Source organism: Zhongshania borealis, assembly GCF_039539625.1.
In the GTDB taxonomy this organism is placed as follows: Bacteria; Pseudomonadota; Gammaproteobacteria; order Pseudomonadales; family Spongiibacteraceae; genus Spongiibacter; species Spongiibacter borealis.
Window position 1 is genome coordinate 88,983 of sequence record NZ_BAABDM010000001.1, and the last position, 21,466, is coordinate 110,448.

General features: G+C 51.7%; 16 protein-coding genes. 3 read left to right on the forward strand and 13 right to left on the reverse strand.

What is annotated here, in order from left to right:
- Positions 1-242 precede the first annotated feature (242 nt).
- Both ABD836_RS00475 and ABD836_RS00480 read right to left on the reverse strand, forming a co-directional pair.
- Complete coding sequence (locus ABD836_RS00475) at positions 243-2,615, reverse strand: TonB-dependent receptor (RefSeq protein ID WP_344931708.1); 2,373 nt, start codon at positions 2,613-2,615, stop codon at positions 243-245.
- A 117-nt stretch (positions 2,616-2,732) separates the two neighbouring features.
- The gene (locus ABD836_RS00480; protein WP_344931710.1) at positions 2,733-4,247 is read right to left on the reverse strand and encodes a cellulase family glycosylhydrolase; all 1,515 of its coding nucleotides are present in this window, start codon (positions 4,245-4,247) and stop codon (positions 2,733-2,735) included.
- Between the two features lie 356 nt (positions 4,248-4,603).
- Here ABD836_RS00480 and ABD836_RS00485 point away from each other — a divergent pair, with 356 nt between their 5' ends.
- Genes ABD836_RS00485 through ABD836_RS00495 form a run of 3 tightly spaced genes read left to right on the forward strand, consistent with a single transcriptional unit; the run spans position 4,604 to position 8,641 of the window.
- Positions 4,604-5,692: an AraC family transcriptional regulator gene (locus ABD836_RS00485; RefSeq protein WP_344931712.1), complete on the forward strand. Its 1,089-nt coding sequence runs from the start codon at positions 4,604-4,606 to the stop codon at positions 5,690-5,692.
- Positions 5,693-5,744: 52 nt separating this feature from the next.
- Positions 5,745-7,259: a glycoside hydrolase family 5 protein gene (locus tag ABD836_RS00490; protein ID WP_344931714.1), complete on the forward strand. Its 1,515-nt coding sequence runs from the start codon at positions 5,745-5,747 to the stop codon at positions 7,257-7,259.
- Between the two features lie 38 nt (positions 7,260-7,297).
- Positions 7,298-8,641, forward strand: coding sequence for a protoporphyrinogen/coproporphyrinogen oxidase (locus ABD836_RS00495; RefSeq protein WP_344931716.1), 1,344 nt, complete (start codon positions 7,298-7,300; stop codon positions 8,639-8,641).
- 183 nt (positions 8,642-8,824) lie between these two features.
- Here the strand turns inward: ABD836_RS00495 and ABD836_RS00500 are convergent, their stop codons facing one another.
- From ABD836_RS00500 to ABD836_RS00550, 11 genes are all read right to left on the reverse strand, one after another.
- Complete coding sequence (locus ABD836_RS00500; RefSeq protein WP_344931718.1) at positions 8,825-10,555, reverse strand: potassium/proton antiporter; 1,731 nt, start codon at positions 10,553-10,555, stop codon at positions 8,825-8,827.
- A 180-nt stretch (positions 10,556-10,735) separates the two neighbouring features.
- Positions 10,736-11,017, reverse strand: coding sequence for a helix-turn-helix domain-containing protein (locus ABD836_RS00505; protein WP_344931720.1), 282 nt, complete (start codon positions 11,015-11,017; stop codon positions 10,736-10,738).
- Positions 11,018-11,099: 82 nt separating this feature from the next.
- Positions 11,100-13,433 carry an ATP-dependent DNA helicase gene (locus ABD836_RS00510; RefSeq protein WP_344931722.1) on the reverse strand — a complete coding sequence of 778 codons (2,334 nt, stop codon included), beginning with the start codon at positions 13,431-13,433 and terminating at the stop codon, positions 11,100-11,102.
- A complete protein-coding gene (locus ABD836_RS00515; protein ID WP_344931724.1) occupies positions 13,415-15,103 on the reverse strand; it encodes a VRR-NUC domain-containing protein in 1,689 nt (562 codons plus the stop codon). The genes ABD836_RS00510 and ABD836_RS00515 overlap by 19 nt, the downstream gene beginning before the upstream one ends.
- Before the next feature lie 277 nt (positions 15,104-15,380).
- Positions 15,381-16,634, reverse strand: a complete 1,254-nt coding sequence (locus ABD836_RS00520) for an MSMEG_0569 family flavin-dependent oxidoreductase (RefSeq protein WP_344931726.1) — start codon at positions 16,632-16,634, stop codon at positions 15,381-15,383.
- 39 nt (positions 16,635-16,673) lie between these two features.
- Positions 16,674-16,961 (reverse strand): MSMEG_0570 family nitrogen starvation response protein, encoded by a 288-nt coding sequence (locus tag ABD836_RS00525; protein WP_344931729.1) that lies wholly within the window; start codon positions 16,959-16,961, stop codon positions 16,674-16,676.
- Positions 16,937-17,986: a sll0787 family AIR synthase-like protein gene (locus ABD836_RS00530; protein WP_344931731.1), complete on the reverse strand. Its 1,050-nt coding sequence runs from the start codon at positions 17,984-17,986 to the stop codon at positions 16,937-16,939. Before ABD836_RS00530 ends, ABD836_RS00525 begins: the two co-directional genes overlap by 25 nt.
- On the reverse strand, positions 17,983-18,561 hold the full coding sequence (locus ABD836_RS00535) for an MSMEG_0567/Sll0786 family nitrogen starvation N-acetyltransferase (RefSeq protein ID WP_344931733.1): 579 nt from the start codon (positions 18,559-18,561) through the stop codon (positions 17,983-17,985). Before ABD836_RS00535 ends, ABD836_RS00530 begins: the two co-directional genes overlap by 4 nt.
- Positions 18,554-19,723: an MSMEG_0568 family radical SAM protein gene (locus ABD836_RS00540; protein ID WP_344931735.1), complete on the reverse strand. Its 1,170-nt coding sequence runs from the start codon at positions 19,721-19,723 to the stop codon at positions 18,554-18,556. Before ABD836_RS00540 ends, ABD836_RS00535 begins: the two co-directional genes overlap by 8 nt.
- A gap of 12 nt (positions 19,724-19,735) precedes the next feature.
- Entirely contained in the window at positions 19,736-20,737 is a 1,002-nt protein-coding gene (locus ABD836_RS00545) for a Nit6803 family nitrilase (RefSeq protein WP_344931737.1), read from the reverse strand.
- An 86-nt stretch (positions 20,738-20,823) separates the two neighbouring features.
- A complete protein-coding gene (locus ABD836_RS00550; RefSeq protein ID WP_344931740.1) occupies positions 20,824-21,306 on the reverse strand; it encodes an MSMEG_0572/Sll0783 family nitrogen starvation response protein in 483 nt (160 codons plus the stop codon).
- Positions 21,307-21,466: the final 160 nt, after the last annotated feature.

The window sequence follows — 21,466 nt, forward strand, 5'->3', positions numbered from 1 at the left end:
GGCTTGGTTTATCCTCAGGTAATCGCCCAGCAAAGATAGATATAAGGCATTGCTGGGCTTTTTTATAGCTCCTCAGAAATAGATAAACACTGAAGAAAGTTTTCGGAATAGCGCTGAGTTACCTGCGTTACTCGGGGAAATACACTAGTTCTGTGAGAGGTCTTTATGTAGTCCAAACCTCACACAAATGAATTTAGAAGCGAAGCCTAGCATCGATGCCAGGCTAAACTAAAAGCGGATGTTTAAAAACGCACTATGCCTTCAATGGCGACGCTACGGGGTGGCTCTGTGGCGGCCACATGCGCGCCAACGAATAAGGGGATGTCGCTGCCGGTAGAGCGCGTTAACTCGTTAGTTAGGTTTTTAGCGATTAAGCCTAGCTCCCATCCTTGTCCCAGGTGCGATAAGGATATTCGGCCATTGATCTTGTAATACGCTTCTTGCATGTCCGCGTCGTCTCGATCCTGGGCGTAGTAGTATTCATCGCTGTAATTGAGGTCTAGTTGAATACCTAATTCCATCGCGTCGCCGATGGGTTGTAGGTATTGTGCGGTTAAGCTCGCGGTTATTTCTGGTGCATAATCGCCTCCTGCACCACTAAGATCCTGGGTACAGCTGCTGTTACCTGCAGCAAATGCGGCGTCAGTCTGCATGGCAGTACATGGTCCATCGACGAATGAGGTGAAGTAAGAATCCAAAAACGCCATTGATGCGCCGACGGTTAGGTTCTGGCTGAGTGCTAGGCGGAAATCGGTTTCAACGCCCTGAGTAATAGATTCCGCCGCGTTGCCCACCACAAAGCCGGTCAGGGTAAAGTTGCTGACTTGGCGGTTCATGAATTCGGTGTAGAACAATGCCGCATTAAATGTTGCCGCGCCGTCGAGTAAGCTTGATTTTAGGCCTAGTTCAAAGGTGTCGGCTTCTTCATCTTCAAAAGAGAAGGCTTCTAAGCTCGCGGTGGTATCGCTGGCATTGAACCCGCCGTCCTTAAAGCCTTTGGCGTAACGGAAGTAAGTCATCGTATCTTGTGTCGCATACCACTGAATGTTTAATGCTGGCGACACATTGTCGACCTTGCGAGAGCTAGCTATATTGTGGTTTTCTGAATTATTTAAAGATCCAGCGATTATCGCGTGAAGTGGGTTTGCGGTGCGTTCTTTAGTACGAAATTCGGCGACATCCAAAAACTTACCAGCGCGTTTTTCATCCTGGCCCCAGCGAAGGCCAAGGGTTGCACTTAACGATTCAGTGATATTCCAGGTTGCTTGGCCAAACACGGCGGCGCTATCGGCTGTCTGCGTAAACTCCGTGTAGGTCGCCAATTGCGAAGGTAAGGAAATACTTTGTCCCGGCAGGGGTATGGCGCTGGGAATGCCAAGCGCAGCAAAGTCTAAGTTGAGCCAGAGTGTACTTTTTAGATCTTGGGTGTGCAGGTAAACACCCGCGATGTAATCAATTTTTTCGCTCGCGCTGCCGGTTATGCGAAATTCCTGACTGAGCTGTTTAAATTCTTCGCCATTTTGAGTGCCGATAAATTCTAGATCGGTAAAGTCGGCGTCTAAATTAAAATGGAAATCAAACTGAGAGTAGCCGGTAATGCTGGTTATTGTAACGGTGTCGGAGAGTTCATAATCAAGGGTGAATACCGCGGCTTCACTATTATTTTGCGTCATCGCTGGCAGCCACGAAAATTGCTGATCAGACTTGCGACGATCGAGTTTTCCGTCTTCACGTGGGTCAATTTCATCTTCTAAGTTAAACGATAGAAGGGGTATTGGTAGTGATATCGGAAGATCGATTGGCAGCGTAATATTTGATTGGTACAAGTTAAACGTGCCCGTTTTATCCGTTACTTGGAATGTTGATCCCTGTACGCCGAAATCAGATTTTTCAACTTTGAGATTTGCCTCAAGCTTTTCACTTGCGTCCCAGCGTAGCGCTAAACGTATGGATTCATCTGCTTTGGGCGTCTCTTCTTGGTCAGTGACAAAGTTCTCGAGGTAGCCAGATTCTTCCAGACGCTTATATGCGACGCGTGCTGAAAAATATTCGCCTATAGGTGTGTTTAGTATGGCGGTGACCTCGGTTGCACCTAACTCTGGATTGTTCTGATAGCCAAGTTCGCCGCTAAACTCCTCAGACGGGCGGTTGGTGGTGATGTTCACTGCACCGGAAATTGTGTTTTTGCCGAAGAGTGTACCTTGGGGACCTTTTAATACCTCGACCAAAGCAATATCAAGAAATGGAGTTTGAAATTGTTGGCCGCGCCCAGCATAGATGCCGTCAATAAACATTCCAACAGACTGCTCAAACCCGCGGTTGTCCCCAGCGCCAACACCGCGAATATAGATCGCATTTCCCTGTGCAGTTGCAGTCATTTTAAAATTAGGAATATAGGCGGCAAGTTCTTCTATACGTTTTATACCGGCGTCCCGTATTTTTGCACCATCTACTGCAGCAACGGCGATAGGCACATCTTGCAAACTTTGCTTTTGTTTTTGAGCGGTAACGATGACTTCTTCGAGTTTTGCGCGTGGTTCTTCGCTGGCGGCAAGTCCAGTTGCTGGGACGAAGGCTAGCGCCAATGCGCTACCCCATAGGTTGCGGTAAAGCATAGTTATTCCTTGTTGGTATTTTTTTGAAAATCATTAAGCTAATGGCTGCAGAGAATTGCGGTGCAATGTCTCGCGCCGACCGGTCAATATTCACTTTTTATACTTTATCGTTGCTACTCAATGTCCTGGGCTAATGCTTACGGAGACATTCTCCGCACCGTTATTGGCTGCGATCACAAGTTGACGAGCGTTTGCTGGAGATCGCAGGGTGCCGCCGCTTATGTTTACTGTGTAGCCTTGGGGATATTGGATCTCTGGGACGAAAACAATCGATTCAGCGTCACCAGAAAATTGTCCTGTGCCATCTACTCGATTGGGTGAATAGCTCATTTCAAATACTTTGCTGTCTGTGTCAAAGCTCCAATTGAGAGGCGTGCCGGCAACTATTTGTGGATAGGGTCGAGCAAGTGTTTCGAGCAGACTTGTATTGACGTTGTCGCCAATAGGCGGTTGCGTGGGATCGAATACCAAGCTCGGCGTGCCAGGGAAGTTAGTCGTACCTGTGTTGAAATAGGTCCAATGCATCCAGCCTAAGCGATATTCGTCGGCCTGTTGGGCAACACTGTTTACGGCGTCGAGATCGGGTACAGATCCGAATTCGGTTAATACCGCTGGGTGGCCCTGGTTCTGAGCTTGTGTGCTGGCGTTGTCAAAAGTGAGGGTTTCGAACTCTGGGCAAGTTAAGCCAGTTAGTTCTGGTGATGAAGGGAGGCCCGCGATCGCGCCTACCACGGTAAGTATGCAGTAGTTGTGAAATGAAAGGACCGCATTTGTTTCACTTACCGGTATATCAATTGCCATCCCGCCGCCGGCCAATAGACTGCCTTCATAATAGAGGGGTGTGCTCGAATCTTGCTCGCGGATCATTGGAATGACGTGTTCGTAAAATTCGCTGAGTGTGCTGTTATGCGGACAAAAAATGGGGTTTAGGCAAAGTGGCGTTTGGAGGCCGGGCCAGGGCTCGTTCATTAGGTCGTAGCCTAGAATATTAGGATTGTCGCGAAAGCGCTGCGCGACATGCTGCCAAAAAGCCGCAAAATGATCCCACAATGCGGTGTTGTTCACGCCCTGAATATTTCCCCAGAAGTTATCCCAAACGCGTTGGTACTTTAGTTGTGCTTCTTTGGGTATGCCTGGAATCCAAGGAACGCTATCGTCAAATACCATCCAATCCGGAAACCCCTGGCCTTCAACAGCTTCGTTGTAGGCATCTTGATGAAAGTCCAAAAGACTCATGACGCCGTGCTGCCCAATGGCTTGAACAGTGCGCTCAATACTGCTCAGGTAGGCGTCATTAAATTGCCCAGGTTCTGGTTCAGAGGCTTTCCACATGAACCCTAAACGTACGGCGTTGAAGCCATTGCGGGCAAGGAACTCGCCGTCGTCTTCGTCAAAGCCGACAGATTCCAGTGTATAAGGCGGCTCCTTGGCTACCATATTAAAACCATGGAATATAACAACACGACCGTCTGCATCGCTTATCCAGCCGTTATTCTGGCCAAGCGGTAGCGTTGGGGTTTTGGCCGAGCGTGGTGCGGAAGGCGCCGTGTCATCGCTATTTTTATTACTATTGTTGCAGCCTGACGACAAAATTGTCAGGAGCAGGATTGCAATTACACCGGTCTTGGCCATTGTCGCTCCCTCTTGAAGAGATTGAATGGTACGCGGATGTGATTTTCTGTCATTACCGGATTGAGTCAGGCCTATTGTTCAATTCGGACAAGGGTGTTTTTTCTGTCCCTTGCGCGACTGACTCATCCAGCGATATGCGATGTGGTATTTGTGAGACGCCGGTTTCAGTCAACTTGGGGCGAGGCGAGGCGGTGATGGGGCCCCAAGTGCCGGTTGCGGAAGGGATTGCAGAACGATGTCTTGAGTTCACAGATCGCCATATTTACATGCGATTTGGCTGGAAATAATATGGTGCATAGGCAAATGATCGCCCTTAGGTGTAAATTAGGCCTTATATAAAAATTATAGTGACCGTTATGACCCCAGATATGAACCGTGTCGACCGAGATGATACCGGCGTTGAGCGAGAGGCTTCTGTCTCTGCGTTGCTGAGGTATGTGCATGCCGTTCGGCAATATGGTGTAGACACCGAGTCCGCGCTAGCCGCGCTAGGATTGCAGCAGCAAGATATTCAAAATTCGCAACGTCGACTGCCCGCAAAAACACATGAGCGCCTGATGCGGGAACTCGTCAGCTTGTCTGGCGATAGCTTATTTGGCTTGAAGGCGGGGCTTATAGTACAGCCGGATGCATGGACGGTGCTGGGTTACATTCTAATTAATAGCGCCTCTGTCGGCGACGCAATGGCTCGGGTCGTCAGTTATGAAAAATTGATTGGTGAATTGGGTACCAGCCATATCGAACCGCTGGACGGGCAGATATGTATGAGTTGGCAGGCACACCTGAGAGACCCGCTAGCCAAACGTCACATGGTAGAGAACGTACTTGCGTCGTGGTTTTCGTTTGGCCAATGGGTTGCGGACTCGAAGCATCCTCCTTGTAAAGTGCTATTTGAGCATGCATTGCCGGATGGCGTCAGTAATACAGACTATGAGCACGTTTTTGGCTGTCCGGTATACTTCGATCAGCCCAAAAGCGGGATAGTCGTTGACGAGGAAATACTGGCACTGCCGCTTCGTCAGCCCGATGCGGCTTTGTTAACAGCTCTTGAAAATCATGCGCAAAAACAATTGTTAGGGCTTGATGCAAATGCGCAAAGTTGGACCGGCTTGGTACAAGTGGAATTGCGTCGACAATTGCAGATCGGGGTTATTAATAAGTCGGAGGTGGCTGCTCGCCTCGATATGAGCGAGAGAACGTTGCAACGTTATCTTCGTCGTGAGGGCACCCATTATCAGCAAATACTCGACGAGCTTAGGCAGAAACAAGCTATGCAATATTTGGCGGATCCGGAGCAGTCACTTACCGATATTGCGCAGGCGCTGGGCTATATCGAAACCGCGTCGTTTTTCCGTAAATTCAAAACGTGGACCGGTATGACTCCGGGTGAATACCGGGATTCCATGCTGTCCGAATTGAACAATGGTCATGACTTTATTGGGTAATGACTGCCAGTCTTAGATCTTTATGATTGCAGCTCGTGTTTAGAGTTGCGCCATGATGAGAATCACCAAATTGGCGAGCTTGTTTACGGCCTTGTTATTGGTGGCCTGCAATGAGCCGTCGTCAGACAAGCAAAATAATATTAGTGAAACACTGCCTCGGCTGCACGCGGAAACGGGCGAGCGAGCGGGAATCTATGACGAGTTTAACCGCGAGGTCTTACTACGCGGGGTTAACTACACGTCATTAGGCGACTATTATCAGGCGCACCCTGATTTGCCTGCGGCAGTTGAACCCAGACCGGATGACTTCGCGAGGATGGCGAGCTTGGGATTTAACGTGGTGCGGATGATTGTGCACTGGTCCCTTCTCGAGCCGACGCGCGGCGAATTGAATCAAGCGTATATTGAGAAAATTCGTGAGCAAGTGAATGCGGCAGCGCAACAGGGCTTATATGTTGTGCTAGATATGCATCAAGACGCCTGGGGCAAGTACATCGCGACCGGCGACGATGAGGTGTGTCTGCCGCCGTTTCAGCCCGCAATAGGTTGGGATGGTGCGCCAGCTTGGGCGACGATTACTGACGGTCTCTCGACCTGCCGAGTGGCACTACGGGAATTGTCTCCTGCGGTTACGCAAGCTTTTACAAATTTTTGGTTAGACCGCGACGGTATTCAAAGCGCCTTAGTGGAGACTTGGGCTAGATTTGCCGCAGAGTTTGCGGCCAATCCGGCAGTGGCTGGTTACGACCTTTTGAATGAACCGCACCCCGGATTTTTATTGGGCGTGTCAGAGTTGTTCTTATCCGGTAGCTTTTATGATCGCGCCATAGAGGCGATTCGGGCTGCGGAGGCTGGGGTTGTTGGCGGTTTTTCGCACATCGTTTTTTTCGAACCCACGGTAGATTGGTCGGCGTTCGGTGCCACACTGCCACCGCGTAATGGCTTTACGGCAGACAGCAATATTGTGTTTGCTCCCCACCTTTATGCTGATTCCATTTCGGTTTTTCCACTGAGTATTGAGCAAGGCTATCAGCTTGCGGATACGGCGGCGCGTTCACTGGGTACGGCGTTTTGGTCAGGTGAATGGGGCTGGTTTGGCGATCCAGAAAACAACGACGCTAAGCTCAGAGAATATGCGCGCTTTGAAGACGAGTATCTTATCGGTGGCGCATGGTGGGTATGGCGTCAGGCCTGCGGTGATCCGCATTCACTTAATGAATCCGGCGGTGATATTCCGGGTGACCAGTTGGCATTGCTAATCAACGGTTGTCCCGGTGACATTGAATTGGGAATGGTGCCGGAGTACGCGCGAACGCTTTCACGAGCTTATCCGCGTGCTGCGCCGGGACGCTTAGTGTCGCTTGTGGCAGACATCGATTCCGGCGCGGTTGAGGTAAGTGGCACAACAGAGGCCCCTGGCACACTTGAACTTTGGCTGCCCGAACGTATTGGCAAGCCTCAGATAAAGGGCGGCACAACGCCCGTTGTTAAAAATATTCCCGGTGGATATTTAGTACAAGTGACAGTGACCGGTGATTACGCGGTGAGTGTCACCGCAACGCCTTAAATATATGCACCACGGCGGGTGCTTAGACGAGATGTATTATGAATAAAGGTAAAATTGCAATAATTGGCGCGGGTGTGTCTGGAGCAATGTCAGCGCGCTTATTACAGCAGGCGGGCTATAGCGTGCAAGTCTTTGAGAAAGCGGCCGAGCCTGGGGGGCGTGCGAGTAGTTGGCGAGATCCAGAGCGCGGTTTGGTGCTGGATAGCGGGGCCGCTTTCTTTACCAGTTTCTACGCGCGACTCTTAAAATTACTACCTGAATTGGGGTTAGAGGGCGGGGTGCACCGTTTAAGCCGTCAGATCGATTTCGTCTCGCCTGAGCGGATCGCGCGGTTTAATGCCACGAGTCTTTGGTCGTCGGCATGGTCGTCCATGCGATTGCCGACCCTCGGTTGGCGTGACAAATTGCGCTTGGCTATTTATCTGGCGAAAATAAATGCGCAACGCAAGCATCTGGACTGGGTGTCGCCAGAGTCATTGCGCCCGCTAGACGATCGCAGCGTGGCTGACGATGCATGTCAGCAAGTAGGCGAGCGGGCCTACCACAGCTTTATACGGCAGACTATTGAGCCCTTTTGGTTTCTACCATCAGAGCAGGTGTCGCGGGCAATGTTTATCGGCATGATGTCTAACTCCGCTGGTGCGGGCTTCTATAGCTTTCCTGAGGGTATTGATCAATTATCACGTACCTTGCTGTCTGGTGTGCCTTCATATTTTGGTGCAGAAGTACAAACCTTGCAGGACAACGGCGGAAGTACAACGGTGGCGTGGCGTGATGCTGGCGGCGATCATGAAGAAATTTTTGATGCGGTAATATGTGCGACCACGGCGAGCGTTGCCGCGGCGCTGTGCAAGGATTTACCTGCGTCGCGCTTTTGTCAGGGGCAGCGCGAATTTCTTGAGAGCCAGCGCTATTGTGCCAATTTGCATGTGGCCTACTTAATCGATAGGGACGAGCCTCATCCCGTCAGCATGGCGGTACCGGCGGGGCCCGGAAAACGCGATATCGTCGCCGTTGGCTTGTGTGGCGAGCGCTACCCCGCGCTTCGTGCAGAAGGAAAGGAAATTATTAGTTTGTATTTCTCGTCGGAAGCGTCGCAGGAATACGCTGGCCAGCCAGAAGCTACTATTTATACAGATGCCTGGGCTCGCGCCGTCAAATTTTATCCAAGCCTTCCGGTGCATGCCACACCACTGCATTTGGCCATGCGGGAAGAAGCGATTCCCGAGTTTGGGGTAGGCCGGTATGGCGAAATCGTCGAGTTCCGCAAACTGCAAAAGCCAGGCTTGGCCTTTGCCGGAGATTATCTCAACGGTGCGTGCATTGAAGGGGCGCTAGCATCTGCTGAGCAGGCAGTTGCTTCTGTACGGGCGTCGCTTTAGGTCTGTGGTTTGTCCATAGTGAGCTGCACGCGCTCATTTGTTGAGTCGACATTTACTGGTATTTTGCAGTAGACGAAAAGGCTTTTCTGACGTTTGCGACGGGCCGTCGCAAACGAGTGCTACTGGCTGGGCTAAGGCTCCGATCTAGTCTTAAATCTACGTTCTCGGTGATGCCAATGTTGTCTAAGAATCTAGATTCAGCTTAAGACCTATCAAAGAAATCTCGCCATTTTTCATTTCCTTAACAGTCAGTTTAAGCTGTGGGAACGTCAGTGCGTCACCAACCACGGGGCGACCGCCAAATTTACGCTTTATGTGCTCACCCACCGTAAGGTGTTTTAATTCGTCGGGTATTTCAAAGTTATAAAGCAGTGCTAGGTCGCCTAATGCGCTGTTTGGCCGAATTGAAAAATCCCCGAAATAGTTGGACGATAGTTTTGACGACATGCGTGAAATCGCCGGCGAGAATAAGTCCGCTAATTTCTCCGCCATGCCAGTTGTGGCAACGATGACAACTTGATCGCTCTCTTGAAGCTTATTTTCTTCGTTTGAGTTAAGCGGAATTTCATTGCGGATGAGCGCCACTACCTGGGCACTGTCGGGTAAAACCAGTTGATAGATTGATTTACCAATGACGCTGCTACCGGTAACGACTTGATACACTACAAGGTCTTTGTGGGGGTTGCTGGGTAAATGGGTACTTTTAAAACTGGGTAGTTTCAGTGCCACGGGCAAGTCGACTTTTAACCAGCGGGCCATTGGTGCAATTGTCCAGCCTTGGATGACCAGTGAGGTAAGTACGACAAAGAAGACCAGCTCAAAGTAGGTGCGTGCGTTCTCTAAACCAGCGAGGGAGGGGAATAGCGCGAGGATGATCGGTACTGCGCCACGTAGTCCGCACCAACTCACAAACACCTGATCTCGCCACGGAAATCGGAAAGGTAGTAGTGATACCGCAACCGCCAGCGGTCGAGCGACGAAAATGAGAATGCCTGCAATAATAAGTGCCGGAATGATGATGGGGGGGAGCAGACTTGGCGTTACCAAGAGCCCTAGCATAAGGAACATGCCAATTTGACTTAACCAGGCGATGCCATCGTGAAAACGTCGTATGTCATTCATATACAAAAATGAGGTGGTGCCGGTCATGACACCAGCGATGTAAATGGCAAGAAAACCACTGCCCCCGCTAAAACTGGTGCCGCCAAACAAGGTGAGCGCGGCGGCAAAAACCATTAAGGGGTACAGTGACACCGGCAGTGTTACTTTTCGCAGCGCGGCAGGGATGACGTAGCCGCCAATTACACCAAAGAGTAGGCCGAGCCCCATTTGTTTTACGAGCTCGGCTACCAGCAGCCAGCCACTTAAACCGGCAGGACTGCTTAGCGCTTCAACGAGGGTGATGGTAAGGAAGATAGCCATAGGGTCATTTGACCCGGATTCAATCTCTAAGGTGGCACCGGTTCGATCTTTTAGATTTAGCCCAGCATTTTTGATAAGCCCGAATACTGCAGCGGCATCGGTTGAGCCAACAATTGCACCAATCAGCAAGCCCTCTTGCCAAGGCAGGTCAAGGATATAGCATGCGGCTGCGCCGGTTATTCCTGCCGTGAGAAATACGCCCACCGTGGCTAAGGAGAGCGCTGGCCGTAAGCTGCTGCGAAAGGTGTCCATGCGCGTGCCGAGCCCCCCATCGAAGATGATAATGGCGAGCGCGAGGTTACCAATTAAGAACGCGGTGTCGATGTCATCAAAGCGAATGCCGCCGATGCCATCTTCGCCTGCCAACATACCGAGCAGCAGGAATATAAGCAGTAGTGGAGCCCCTAGCCGGCGGGAGATGATGCTGGCAAACACCGCAAACAGGAATAGCGCGGCGCCGATAAAAACAAGTTGGTAAGTGTGCTCAATCATATGTCGGCTGGATGCTCATCGCTTGCGGTGGCTTGGGAAATTTCGTAGAACTATGACCATGTAATGGCAATTATATCCTATTAGGACCTTCGTTTAGGCGTTTATAGACAGCCTATGTAGATTAGTGCGTGTAATGGCGAGGGCAAAGTCGGCTGTGGTGCTAAGCGGCTACTGGTTTGTTTAAGTCGACTGTCGCAGCTGGCGAATGCCTAAGCCGGTGCGTCGTTTAAGCATTTTACCAAGGGATTTTGCATCGGAGTAGCCCAGCTTTTCTGCAATCGACTCCATTGCTTCACCCCGCTGTAACCGGCGGAGTGTGAGCTTTTCAAAGACTTGTTCCTGGACCTCTTTATACGTGAGGTTCTCATCTTTCAGTCGACGCAGCAGTGTGCGTTCACCGATCTCGAGCTTAGCGGATACGGTATGACGCGATGGTGCGGAGTACGGTACACGCTGGGGCATTTGATCTTGTTATAAAATGGATCAATGAAGTAGTTGATGACAGCTGGCCTATTTGGCCCCCACATTCCCGTCATTATTTTCCTCAATGCAGCCACCATTTGGGCAGCATCGCTTTGATATCCTCACGTAGAAAACGGTCGTCGATGAGTTCAATCACGCCGCGATCTTCGGGGGTGCGTATTAAGCGACCAGCCGCTTGTATGACTTTTTGCATGCCGGGGTAGAGGTAGGTGTAACGGTAGCCGTCGCCATAGCGCGCTTCCAATCGGGTACGCAAAACCTCGTGCAATTCGTCGTGGGGTGGTAGGCCTAAGGTGGCGACAAAAACCCCAATCAGTTTGTCACCAGGTAGATCGATACCTTCCGAAAATACGCCGCCCAATACTGCAAAGCCAACGCTGGGTGTGGTGTCGCTGGCATCCAAAATAAACTGTTCCCGCGCGGAAGGCGCCATTCCCGCACTTTGGCGAATTGTAGGGATATCTTGCTGCAGTTTGTTTAAACACGCGCACAGCGCATTGAGGTATTCAAAGCTGCTGAGGTAAACAAGGTAGTTGCCGGGTTGCGCCTTAAACTGCGTGGCGATGCGCGCGCTGATGGGTTCTAATGAGGCAAAGCGGTCGTCGCGGCGAGTGCTGATGTCAGTCACAAAGCGCAGCTCAATTTGCTCGCGCTGAAAGGGGCTTTCGATGTCTTTGAAGACGCTGGTTGCTGGCATGCCCAAGAGGTCTTGGTGGTAGCGGTTTGGCGACAGTGTTGCCGAAAATAACACGCAGCTATTGGCATCAAGAAAGCGCTGTTTTAAGTGGTCTGCGGGAATTAGGTTGTCGATTTTGAGTTTGGCACTGCCGCGTAAAATGGTGCCCGCTAGGGGCGACACGGTAAACTCTAAGGTGCAAAGTGAATGATCGGCAAAGGCGTCGGCGAGGCGCAGAAAGCCGAGCGCGGTAAACAGCACATACTGAATGTCGGCAGCAGTGTGGTGGTCGCTTAGGTAGTCGGTTATTGCTGCAATTAAACTGTATAAAGCGCTATTTAACTCTTCGGGTACGTCTGCTAAGAAGTAACGGTGTTCTACATCTGCTGCAGGGGTGTCGCTTAAAAAAGGCTTTATTAGCGTTTGCCATGCTTCTTCGAGATCCGCCAGCGGCTTTTGCAGTGGCGTTGGTGCCTTGCTGATGGTGTAAAGCATTTCCGCTTCGCTGAGCACAATGCTGTACATACCACGGGCGCGGTCGATAAGGTTGTGGGCTTCGTCAACTAGCGGTGCAACCTTCCATTCATTTTGCTTGGTCAGGCTGTGGAGTAGTGCGAATTGATCAAAGTAGTGGTTCACATCGCCGACGACAATATCACTCCAACGCGCCATTTCTTGGGCGAGAAAGTAGCGGCAAATAGAATGGTTACGGGCAATAGCGCGGAGCGCGGACTGATCTAAAAAACGTTGCTGAATGGCTTCTTCGCGGGCGTCGCTTAAACGGTCAAAAAAGTTTTTAGCCAGCGGGCAGGAGTCACCATGGCAGGCTTTGTCTGGGTGGTCGCAGGCGGCTTCGCGAGAGGAAAGCTCAAGTACGCGAATAGGGGGTGCTTCGAGTCCGCGTGGGGCTTCTCCGTCGACAGGGGCTTGCGCTTTGATAATGGTGCTCAGGCCGTCGAGCCCAAGTTTGCGCCCGGTATTGCGGCAGGTTAAAAAGAACAGGCGGTCTAAGCCAGTTTTTGGCATGGCCATCATTGCGGGGTATAAAACCCCAACGGTTTTACCTATGCCGGTAGGGGCTTGTAAGAGCAGCGGCACTGACGATGCAACCGCCATATATACATTGCGCGATAGATCGTGCTGGCCTGTGCGGAAATTCGCGTGAGGGAAGTTCAGCGCGGCGAGGGCGAGATCGCGCCGCTCGCGATGACGCTGTTCTTTTGTCGCCCACTGGGCATAGTCTCGGCATAAAACGCTGAGGTAGTTCCATAGCTCGTCGGCGCTAAATTCCAGCGTTTCGTGGGTTTCTTCCTCTTTGCGCACTTCAAAATAGGTCAAGCGAAGATTAATCGACTCGCGATTGTCGCGTCGGCAAAACAGCGCGCCATACACTTTTAACTGTGCCCAGTGCAGTGCGCGGCGGCCAGGGCCAATTCTGGCGACATTGCCGCGATGGGTTTTTATTTCTTCCAGAAAGCAATCTTGTTGCAGTGCGTAGTAACCGTCGACACGTCCGCTCGCAAACACGTCTTCGCATTCGCCTTTAAGTAGATACTCGGCTACGTAGGGATCGGGGCGTCGTTGCTGAACAGTAATATGGCCGACAATACCTTCTTCGGCGCTTGGTGCCGGGGTGTATTTAAACTCCAAGCTGCCGGTGCGGGCGGCAAATTCGCACAGTGATCTCACCGACACATTCATCATGGTGGGGTTATCCATTGCACTTGCGCGACCTCAATGGGAATGCCTGCAGCTAACATCGATTCTATCCATAGGGTTTGGTGGTCTTGCAGTCTATCGCCGGGGCCTTTGACTTCAACGAGTTTGTAGCTTTGCAGGCGACGGTCAAACACGCACAAGTCTGGCATGCCGCGGCGGTGATTGCGTAAATCCGCTAATAAGTGCGTTAAAATTGTTTTTAAGTGTGCTGCGGGGATCGTGGCGAGTGCGAGATCCAGCAGGGTTTCAGTTATCACCGGCCAGTGAACTAAGGAACAGGCAATACCGAATTTTTCTTGCCAGCAGTTTTTAATTAAAACCCGATACTCTCCAGAATCTAAGGTGGCGAGACGTGCCTCAATTTGAAGTTGTCGGCGTGCGCCAAAATCAGGCCGATAAAGATCGGCTGGACCGGCTTGGAAGGGGTGAAAGAAGGCGCCAGGTAAAGGCTCAAACAGCACCGGCCAAAACAGCAAGCCAAGGAGTCCGGTGAAGAGCCAGTTTTCGGTATAAAAGCCTTGCAGATAGTCCTCTTTGGTGAGGGCTTCTAGCGTGGCGAATTCGACGCGTTGGTCGGTCTCACAAAGCGAAAGTTCAATAAGAGGGAGAGTTTGCCTTTTGGGCTGTGAACGTGGCTTGCCCACTTTACGGCTCAGACGCCGCAAAATTCGCTGAAGATGAATACGTGTTTCTAGCCTGAAAGTTATTTGTAAATCCTGTTCTATGTCGTGAATGACGGCAGCAATATCGTCACTGTTCTTTTCGAGTACGCGATATAAGCGTACCTTGGCCTCATCTAAGACATTGCCGGTATAGAGTTCGATGGCCAGTGGAATATCACCTGCACGTTCGGCTTGTTGAGCTATCTGAAATTCCAGTCGCTGCCGTCGATATTCAAGCCAGGGGTTGCTTAATTGGCTTGGTAACAGGGGCAAGATGGTGCTGATATCAATTGCTTCCTGCAATGCTGTTTGGCAGTAATGCAATGCCAGGTAGCTATCGACATCCTCGCGACTGGCGAAGGCGCGAAATTGGGGCTCAAAGGCGACGGTTTCATAGCTTTGATGGCCAAGTTCGGTTAACACAAACTCTGACCAGTCTTGATGAAGATTACCGAAAAACATCAGGCGCATGCGATCGAATACGGCCATGCATTGCAGTGACACCAAGTTAAAGGGCGCCGCTGGCCACCAAAGGTCTAGAGAATTGGCGCCAGCAGCTAGCTCAAGGGCCTCAAGCGCCGACAGCAATTCCGATTTTTTAGCCGACTTCGGTAATGTACTACCCGTAGCGTGCAGTAGATTGAGGAGTTCATCGCGCCGGCAATGTTTATACAATTGTTCAATACTTATCTGAGCCTTGGTATCAATAAAACCCTGCTGACCGAGCTCATCTAAGGCGCTCTGGCTTGACGGAATCTCTTGGTATTCAAGTTTGTCACTGCGAAATATTTCACCCTTGCGAATAATCATTCTGGCCAACAGGGCTTGTGCTGGCATAGCGAGCTGCAGGAGTCGGTGGAGAACTTCTAGCTCCTCGGCTTTCAGCAAATCATGATGGTGAGCAGTGACCCAGCGCACTACGGCCTGGAGGTTTTTCAGGTAGTAGAGGGGATCGTCGAGCGAGGCCGGCGCAAGCGAATTGGCTGAGGGTGTGGCTTGCTCTAGCATCTGATGTGGTCGAGGGTGTTAGTCAGCTTCATGACCATATTGTTGTTTGAATAGGCGGTCGCGTCTATGTATTTTTCGATAACTGTGATTTAGAAAAGTATTGCGGATATGCCGTGATCACGTGTTCGAGCGAATGTAAATCTGTGCGGAATGCAAACCGGTAATCTCTGTCCGTGTTCTTGCTGGCATCGGGGCTTTTTTTCTGGGGACAAGGAGCATGGCATTGACAGCAAAAGCGAAGTCCATACTCCTTGAATGATAATAAAGCGGCTGACCGCTAGGCTGTAATGGCCTGATGTTGATTTAGGGTAATGGCATTGGCAATGTACTCGGCGTCGCGGCCAACGTGGTAAAACCGTCCTGAGCCCCAAGTGTTCATCCAGTTGAGGCCGAGGAAATACAGCCCGCGCTCAGGGCTAATGCCACGGTTTTGCAGGGGATTACCTTTTTCATTAAAAACTCCCAGCTTTAGCCAGCTGTAATCGGTGGTAAAACCTGTTGCCCATACCACAGCGCTTATCTTGCCGTGATTCATGTCGATTTGAGCGCAGTGGGCTGGTAGGTAGTTGCTGTGAATATTTTCATCAGCGGGAGCGTCAATTTTATTTTCTTGAATATATCGCTCTATGCTATCGCGAATACGGGCAGCGACCTTATCAGCGTAGGCAAGGTTGTTGGCGAGATCATCATTGAATTCAATAATACCATCGCGACAATGTTTTAAGCGTCCATACAGATGCATTCCCTGCTCGGCAAAAACCCGTAAATTGATGTCGCGGCCACCATCGCGGCCAGTGACATAGTGGTTGGTCGCGTGAGGTGCGTTGGCGCCTTCAGGGTGTTTGTCAATGGTAGTTTCGTAGTAGTGCATTTCATCTAACCAGTTGACCACATCTTTGCCGCGGTAGCGTCGATTGACACGAGGTGCGGTGCCAACACACAGGTGTACGGTGCGGCCTTTTAAATGCAGGTCTTCAGCAATTTGGCTGCCTGATTGCCCGGTGCCAACGACCATTACCTCACCTTCAGGCAGCTGCTCTGCATTGCGGTAGTTACTGGAGTGGATGTGCTGTATGTGATCTGGCATAGCCGCAGCTTGGGGCAGTATGTGGGGTTTGTGGTAGCTGCCGCAGGCCACGATGACATGATCGGCACTGTAGTTTTGTTTTGGCGTAGTGATATAAAAGCGGTTGCCACGTTTTTCTACTGAGGTAGCCGGACTGTTGAAACGCACTGGCGCCTTGCTGTGCTCATAGTACATGTCGAGATATTCAATAATTTCATCTTTGACCATAAAACCGTTGGGGTCGTCACCTTGGTAGTGCATGCCCGGTAACTGACACTGCCAGTTAGGCGTAACCAAGCAGAAACTGTCCCAACGCTGGCGTCGCCAATTAGGTGCAATACAGTCGGATTTTTCCAATACAAGGTGATCGATCTGTTGCTGACTTAAGCAGTAGCTCATAGCGAGTCCAGCTTGGCCCGCACCGATGATAATGCTGCTGTAATGGAGAGTGTCTGGGTTTGTCATGATGTCATCCGGTATACAATTAAGAGTGAAAAAAATGCTTTAGCGCAGTTCAATAACGGCAACGGTGCCTTCAATATTGCGTTCGCGCAGTGTCTTGAGTTTGCGCTGAAGTTTTTCCAATTCGGCGCTAGATGCACTGCAGGCAAAGCCATAGCGCTGGCGAACACGCTCTGAGGCTTGAGTCATGGTGTGTTGGCAAAGCTCGGCAAACTCTGCTTGGCTATAGCTGACGCCAGCTTTTAGGTATTGGTGGACAATGGTCGATGGCGAATAATATTCGCGGGTTTCGCCATCTGGCCAGCTCACGGTGAAATTGACGGCGGGCATAATGCGCCTCCCATATTGGTTAATTGTTCTGATTTAAGATCCCAGAAAACGCCACGACTGCCACCGTAGTCCAGCTCAATACAAGCGCTGTCATTGATGCTGCCAACAGGTGTGCAGCTGAGGTGGCTGTGTTGGAAAAATTGGATTAGCGGAGTGACTTGCTCGGCCTCCACTGCAAGCAGAAAGCCAAAGCTTTGAAAGGCCTGCAACCATCGTGATAAATCACCCTGTGGGCGCGGGATCGCGTTGAGGTCCAAGGTGGCACCACAAGCGGTAAGTTCTAACATCATAATCAAGGTGCCGAGAATGCCACCATTGCTAATGTCCTTGGCAGCCACCGCTAATCCGCGCTCAGCCAGTTCGGCGGGTATTTGCCACTGATTGCGAATCTGTTCAGGGCTTTTACCACCGACACAGCCCCAGTAGGGGAGGTCGCCGTGCCACCTGCCATTCAGATCACTGAGAATGAACAACCGTTGCCCAGGGCGCAGGTGATGGCATGATAGTAACTTGCTGGCGTAGCCCGTTATGGCCACCGCAAGGCTCGGTGTGTGCGCGGGGCTGATACTGCTGTGGCCCCCGGCAAAGTGCAGGCCAAACACGTCGCAAGCGCGCTTAATATGATGCATTAAAATTTGGCTGGACTCGTCGTCATGGTGCCAGAAGGCATTGACGATGGCCGTGGCGCGACCACCCATGGCGGCAATATCACTGACGTTTACCATGACCGAGGACCAGCCTGCGGCCTTTGGGTCTTTAGCAACAAAATCAGGCAGCATGCCTTCCATGGCAAGTAATTGGTAACCGCCCGGGCAGGGGAGTGCCGCGCAGTCGTCGCCGGGTTGGGCGTAACGTGCCTTAAGGTCAGTGGCTGAGGTGCTGGGCAGCATTGCCGCAGCGTGACGAATTGCGCGCTTGGCCTTTATTTCTGGCAGCTCGCGATGTTTGCTAATTAATGTCGCAAGCTTGGCATCCGTCACTGTGCGGTCAATTGTAAACGAGGGGCGGCGGTTTAGTGGTCTCATGCCCAAGTCCTCTCAGCATGGGGCAGTGCTGGTGCTGGCATAGTGGCAAGTGGGTAGGCTGACAAGTCGGCGCGCATGCGTTTATGGGGGTGGCCGGCGATGCTGATATCACCCATTTCAGCCCAGTGCAGACCACTGAAATAGCGTACGTTTTGGCGTTGAACAAAGGCGTGGAAGTGCTGGCAGCCAAGTTGTTTGGCGCGGCTCACCGCCGTGTTAATTAATGCTTTACCGATCTGGCTATGGCCGCGATACTCCTTGGCAACACAGAGTCGGCCACCAAACCACAGCTCTGGGTAGTTTGGATCGTCGCGCTGAAAAATCCGCACCGCGCCCACGACGTCGTCAGTCATGCCGCAGTTGCTGGCCAGCGCGACGATAGCCGTGGCGCGAAAATCTTCGGCGTCCTGCTCGTGACTGAGTAGTTGTTGCTCGTCGCTAAATACGCGTTGGCGAAGGGCAAAATAACGCTGTCGCTCCCAGTTGCTGGAGGTGAGTTTGACCTGAACCTGTGTTGCTCGAAAGCCCCGAAAAGCTTGGTCGTCAAAGGCGTAGCGCAGAACGTGCTTAGGCATGTGCGGTTTCCTCAGCGTGGTTTGCCAAGGGCATTGGCGCGGGCGTTTGTTCATACTGTTTTAAGCTGGAGCAGGCCCCGCATTTGGCGCAGCCCGCCTTGAGCTGACTTGACGTCATGCCGCTCGCAGCGAGCGCAGGGCCTAGCACCGAAAAAATGCGATCAAGCATCGCGCCATCAGGTGTCGGGTGGTTTTGAAGCGGCGTTCCGGCTACTGGTACAAAGGGCACCACAAAGGGGTATACGCCCATGTCGATCAATTTCAGCCCCATGGCAAGGATTTCGTCTTCAGTGTCACCGAGCCCTGCCAGTATGTAGGTGCTTACATTGCCGCGCCCAAATAGTGCTACTGCCGTTTTAAAAGCGGACATATACCGGCTCAAGGGGACACTGGCTTTGCCCGGCATAATGGCTTTGCGCACGCGGTCGCTGACAGCCTCAAGATGCATGCCGAGTGCATCTGCCCCCGCCGCTTTGAGGCGATGGAGCCAAATGTCGTCAGCAGGGGGTTCGCACTGAACTTGAATTGGAATGCCAACCGCCGCCTTAACTGCAATAACAGATGCCACTAATACTGCCGCGCCACGATCATTGCTCTGGGGCGTGCCGGTGGTCATGATCATCTGACTGATACCGTCGAGTTCAACGGCGGCTTTGGCCACTTCAGCCAATTGGGCTGGTGATTTGTGGGCAATGGTTTTACCCGCGGCGAGGGACTCTTCAATCGCGCAGAACTGGCAAGAGGTGTCGCGGTTGCGATAGCGCACACAGGTTTGCATAACGGTGGTGGCGAGCACGTCTTTACTGTGGAGGGTCGCGATTTTGGAATAGGGCACACCCTCCGCTGTGCTGAGCGCATAGAAACGAGGTGTGCCCGGCGCGGTGGCTTTTGCGATTAAGTTTCCTTGATCAAAAATCATGACCTCGCCACTGTGCTGATCGAGTTTGGCACTGAACGGAGAGGATCGTTGTTGACCTGAGTCTTGGTGCTTGGCGATCGGAATCATCGTGGTGTCGCCGTCAAAACTTAGCGCCTTGTGGTCAGTTGGGCCGGCGCCACCATTGCGCGCGAGACCTAGTGCATCGCTATTCAGCCAGTGCATACCGCGACTCTGTAATTGGCTGAGTTGCGCGCCACTTAATTGTCCGGTTTTTTGCGTCATGATGAGCCTCCTTTAGACCGTTGTTGGCACTGTATCTTGGTGAGACGTGTCACTAGCGGTGGCCGTGACTAGGCGCTGATCGCTCATGGCGTGGGTGTGCGGGCGCGGGGTTTTATCGATGAGCAAGCTGAGAAGCTCGGGGCGACTGTAATGCCCAACGGAATCCATCATGCGTTTGCGCTTGGCAATAAGGCTTTTGTCTAAGCTTGCAATACAGGCGCCTTCGCCGCTTTCGCTGCGCAGGGTTTCGCCAAGTAGTCTGCCCTCGGGTGAGACTATGGCAGTAAAACAACCGCCGCTAATGGCAGACAGTGGACCGCCAGTGTCGTCAACTATCTGTTGCTGCTGTTCAGGGCTTAGCCAGCTGGTTGCATTTATCACAAAGCAACCGGACTCCAAGGCATGATGACGAATGGTGACCTCGATTTGCTCCGCGAAAATTTCGCCAACCAATGAGCCGGGAAACATCGCAACATGGAATTCTTCGTGATCGGCCATTAAGGCATAGCGCGCCAGCGGGTTGTAGTGCTCCCAGCATGCCAGTGAACCAACGCGACCAATCGCGGTATCCACGGCAGCAAGACCGGAGCCATCTCCTTGCCCCCATACCATGCGCTCGTGATAAGTCGGCGTAATTTTGCGTCGGTGTTGTACCAAACTACCGTCGCTATCAAACAGAAGCTGTGCGTTGTAGAGGGTTTGGCCGTCGAGTTCATTGACGCCGATTGATACCACCATGCCAGCTTTGGCAGCGGCTGCGCCAATACGCTCGGTGTGGATGGACGGAACCACCACGGCTTCGCGCATTAACATAAGGTGTTGTTTGCCCATGGCAACGGGTGCCTGAACAAAGGAGAAATAGGGGTAGTAAGGCACTACTGTTTCAGGGAAAACTGCGAGTTGCACGCCCTGCTTGCCAAGATCGGCAATCCAATTGCAAATTTTGTTAACCGTGCCTTCGCAGGAGTAAAGTACGGGGCTGCATTGCACTGCTGCGGCGAGTATTTCGCTCATAGTGATCCCTATTTATTGAGTCTGCGTGTAAAGCGCGAGGTTTGTCAGCCCCTCGCCAGCGCAGTGCGCTGCGAGGGGCTGGGCACTTAGGCTGTCCAAGTGTGAACGGTAAACGCCTTTTCTCTGGCCATAAGCAATTGCAGGTCCATGACATCCAGGGGGTTGATGGGACGAATGCCTTCTATCAATGCTTTTTCGGTTTGCCCGTAAAGCGCTTGCAGGGCAAAGCGACAGGCGTAAACTTCACCGCCTTCTTCCATAAAGGCTTTGAGCTGGTTGTTGCACGCTAAGTGGCCTGGGAATGCTTCTGCGCCAAGGGTGGGGAAACCACGCTGTACGCCCAATTGCACACCGGGGCCGTAAAGTAGAATTTTGGTTTCAAAGCCTTTGCGCAATAAGCGCTTGGCCTGCAGTAGGTTAACAAGGCCGATAGAGCCCTCAAAGGCAATCGTGTGAAACGTGAGTAGGGCTTTTGCACCCGGTTCTGCCTGTACGTCTTCAAACACTTTCTCTTCGTAATCGACCAAAAAGTCGCCGTCTTTGTAATGGGGCGTTTCCACTGTAGGCATTGTAGATTCCTCGTAAATAATTGTGAGCTTGCGGTGGACAGCGTAGGGGCTTGGTTAATACCAGCTTCCTATCGCTACCTGATGTGACTAGAGCGAAAGCTGTACCAATACCGTCGTAAAAAGTTGAGTAAATGCTGACTTTATTATTTTGTTCATTTAA